This is a genomic window from Paenibacillus prosopidis (assembly GCF_003337375.1).
Taxonomy (GTDB): domain Bacteria; phylum Bacillota; class Bacilli; order Paenibacillales; family Paenibacillaceae; genus Pristimantibacillus; species Pristimantibacillus prosopidis.
Map to the genome: position 1 here is coordinate 1 of NZ_QPJD01000052.1, position 3910 is coordinate 3910.

The following is a 3910-nucleotide window of genomic DNA, read 5'->3' on the forward strand; positions in this document are numbered from 1 at the left end:
TTTCCAAAAGATATTCTGCTTAAGCATAATATCCTTAAAACTGATACATCAAAAGGGAAAATGGCAATTAGAGTATACCCTAGCTGGGATACCCTTACTAGCAAACAAGCCATCGCAACACAAGATTGGCAATTACCCTATTTTATAAATTTGAACAATGCAAATAGTTTTGTCGAACGACATGAACTTCTATACATCGGAAGTCGCATAAACTGCGGCTTTTTTAGTTTTTGTATAGAAGTTCTTGTCATTTGCTCAAGACAAGAACTTCTATACATAGCCGTATTAGGACAAGAACTTCTATACAGTCCCGTGATATCCCGAAAATACACGATTTATTAAGCTAACTGGCAGCATAGTGGCTGTCAGATAAGGTCTGGGTAGTTAATACAACTAACGGTTGTATCTCTATCAACTTTGCTTACATTGCGTCATTAGGCACCTCTATGTAATGATAAACTCATATATTTAAAGGTGGTGGATGTAATCGTGATGGATAAGATTCAATTTCAAGATAGGATAAAGACACTTCGGTTGGAACGGAATATGACACAGCAGGAATTAGGGGATCTCCTAGGCGTTACCGCCCAAGCCGTATCCAAATGGGAGACCGGTTTATCAACACCAGACATCACAGTGCTACCTCAGATTTCTAAATTGTTCAGTTGTTCAATTGATTCATTATTATTCGGTGGAGGCCCATCGCACGATAGTAAAACGAGGATGGGGATGAATCTGGAAGATGCGAAGATCGAGTGTTCTAATCTTAGGGGCATTATCATGCGTGATGTCGTGATGGATGGTGCAGAAATATTTGAAAGTCGGCTAAACGGGATGCGAATTCACCACGGTGGAATGGCGAACCTGTCTCTTAGGCACCTTGATCTAGACGGATTGTCGCTTGGCTTCAGTCAAATGAATGGTGCTGTCATTCATGATTTGGGCGGACACACAACGCCTATTCGATTTGCGGAGAATGATTTCAAGAAAAGCACGATTGATAGGTGTGACCTGGCCAATGTCGAGTTAATCAACTGTAATCTGTCAGGGTTACGAATTAATGGTTCCACACTAAGAGATAGTTGGTTGCTTCAGCCGGAGGAATATGAGCCTATACATATAAATGATGTTGATTTCCATAACAGTGTAATTTCGAACAGCAATCTCTCGGGAGTTAGCATTGAAAAATGTGTAATCAACGGGCTTACGATTAACGGGATTCCGGTGGAAGAGTTGATCGCTGCCTATGACCAGATCCACGGCAGTAAGCAATCATGTTGTTGAACTAACGGGTACGAGATAGCGCAGAAAACACATTAGGCCGCCGCATGATCAAGCGGGTGGCCTATTTAAGCTATCGGGCAGGATAATGCAATAACTTCCTCGAATTGCTAACCATACATTTAGGTGAAATGAGGGAGCGATATTGGTTATTCAATCTTCTATACTAGTCCTTCGAAAAACAGAAATAACAGATTTGTCTTTTGTATTAGATACAGAAACTGATCTTGATAACAGAACATTTATCGGACAATGGACGGTTGAACAACACCAGGAATCCCTAACAAATGAAGATATAATCCATTTAATAATCGAGAACAAACAAGGTGAGCAAGTTGGTTACGTTATTTTGACAGGTTTATTAGATTCGAACAAAGCTGTTTGCGTAAAACGAATAACAAATAAGATTAAAGGTCGTGGCTATGGCAAAGAAACGATGAAGCTAATTATAAAATGGATTTTTGAAAACACCGATACTCATCGAGTTTGGCTGGATGTGAAAGATTTTAATCAACGGGCAAAACATGTATATGAATCAGTTGGCTTTATCTATGAAGGAACATTAAGGGATAGTTATTTCAATGGTAAGAAATTTGAATCTTTAGTAGTATTGTCTTTACTTAGACACGAATATTTGGGATCTACTTAACTCCCTCGGGAGACGATAGTGGAGCTACTACTTTAAGCAGATCCACTTTTGCTTTCATTGAAGTAGCGAACAGTTTGCTCAACATCATAGGCGGTAACCGATTTCTTGGTAGAAGAGCGAATTTATCAGGAGAACTGATGAATTTGATTGGAAAACCTGATTCCAAAAAGCTTCCATATTTGAGGTATAATCTTATTATTCCTAGTTTTCATACCCGAAAAATGAACTATTGGAGGCGACATCATGCTACTATCTGAACGCTTGCCATTGGCAGCAAGGTTGTACCCAGCGGCACCAGCGCTTTTACGTCACGGCCAGACTATGAATTATGGGGAACTTCATCGCCTTGCTGAACAACTCAGTAATGCCCTATATGCCGAGGGTCTCCGTCCCGGTGGCCGAATTGCTCTTCTTGGTGATCCTGATCCCCAACTTGTTGTAGCGCTCTACGCCTCGGTTGGGATCGGTGCCATCCCGTTCGCGGTGTCCCCTTTGCTAGCTGTACCTGAAATTGCAGCCATTCTTGAGGATGCGGAACCGCACATCCTCATCCATGACATTCGTCACGCCGATTCCGCTAACTCCACGGTACAATTTCTCTCGAATCCTCCGAAACTGTTCTCCACTGAAGTAGGTTCTACTTCTCCTATGCTGAGTTCTTTAATACAGAAGGATCTTGATTCATCTCCAGATGACGGTTGTAAGCGAAATGCAGATGAAACAGCCGTTCTGATCTACACAGGCGGAACAACGGGCAGACCCAAGGGGGTAATGCATTCGCATCGCGGCATGGCAGCCTGGAATCAGTTTACTCCCTCCGCTGGGTTTGGTTATGATATTGATCGTCATGTACTGGTGCTTAACATTTCACATCTTGTCGGGCAATTCCAGCTGTGGGCGACCATGGCTGCTGGAGGCTGTTTGGTCTTTTTGGATGATTATCCGGCAAATGTGCACAGCATAATAGAAGCCGTGGAACGCGACCGGATTACGCATCTCAGTACGGTCGGCCAACTTCTTCGCCACCTTATCCACGAGGTATCCGCAACCGGTAAAGATATGCAGAGCCTGAAAGTGATCGGTTGCGGTGGATCCATCATTCCACCAAAAACCTTGCGGGACGCGGTTGCGCAATTCCCAGCCGCAATAATCGTCAACAACTATTCGCAAGCGGAATGCGGAATGTCTATCAGCCGATCATTTCCCAAATATCATCTAGACGATCCGATTCGTCTTCGATCAGTAGGTCATCCAGCTGATCTAGCTCTCCAAGGGGAACTGGCATTTTTAGTTCGGATCATCGCAGAGGATGACCGGGAGGCGGAAGTAAACGAGTCCGGTGAAATAGTTGTTCGTGGTGCGCAGACTATGATAGGGTATTGGCGCCAACCAGAAGCGACTAAAGAAGCGATGCTCAATGGCTGGATCCGCACAGGAGACGTCGGTTGCCTAGATGCTGATGGCTACCTTTATGTATTGGATCGCCTGAAGGATATGGTTATTGTAGGCGGTTCCAATGTGTACTGTGCTGAAGTGGAGCAGGTGATTGCATCTCATGAAATGGTTAATGATGCAGCCGTCATCGGACTCCCACTTCCCGGCGAAGGTGAGGCGCTCGTCGCTTGCGTAGTTATGCGGGACAGAGGTAGCTTGGACTTGGCACAGCTGCAAGCGTTTTGCGAACCGAGTCTCGCACGGCACAAATGGCCAACTCGTCTTTTCATTCTAGATCATTTGCCTCGGACTGCTGTGGATAAGGTAGACAAAAAACGGCTGCGCAAGCAACTATCCTCTTTGTTTCCGAAGGGTTAAGCTCCCTCAGAGAATAAGGTTTTTCTCACGAATGCTCGCTCATTCGCAGAATTTCACATGTATGTTTAAATAGGAGTTTAAAGGATTACATGAGATGGGCTAAGCAGTTCCGTTTGAGGGCATGCGGGAATAGAAGGTGCTGGTCTAATTACAACATCTTCCATATAA

4 protein-coding genes are annotated in these 3910 nt (G+C 44.1%); all 4 read left to right on the top strand.

Annotated features, from left to right (window positions below):
- The coding region (locus DFP97_RS30025; RefSeq protein ID WP_181873750.1) for a MepB family protein at positions 1–342 on the top strand (342 nt) is incomplete at its 5' end.
- Positions 343–492: 150 nt separating this feature from the next.
- Complete coding sequence (locus DFP97_RS30030) at positions 493–1284, top strand: helix-turn-helix domain-containing protein (RefSeq protein WP_114384323.1); 792 nt, start codon at positions 493–495, stop codon at positions 1282–1284.
- A gap of 142 nt (positions 1285–1426) precedes the next feature.
- A complete protein-coding gene (locus DFP97_RS30035) occupies positions 1427–1930 on the top strand; it encodes a GNAT family N-acetyltransferase (protein WP_114384324.1) in 504 nt (167 codons plus the stop codon).
- Positions 1931–2173: 243 nt separating this feature from the next.
- Positions 2174–3742, top strand: coding sequence for a class I adenylate-forming enzyme family protein (locus tag DFP97_RS30040; RefSeq protein ID WP_114384325.1), 1569 nt, complete (start codon positions 2174–2176; stop codon positions 3740–3742).
- The last annotated feature ends 168 nt before the right edge of the window (positions 3743–3910 follow it).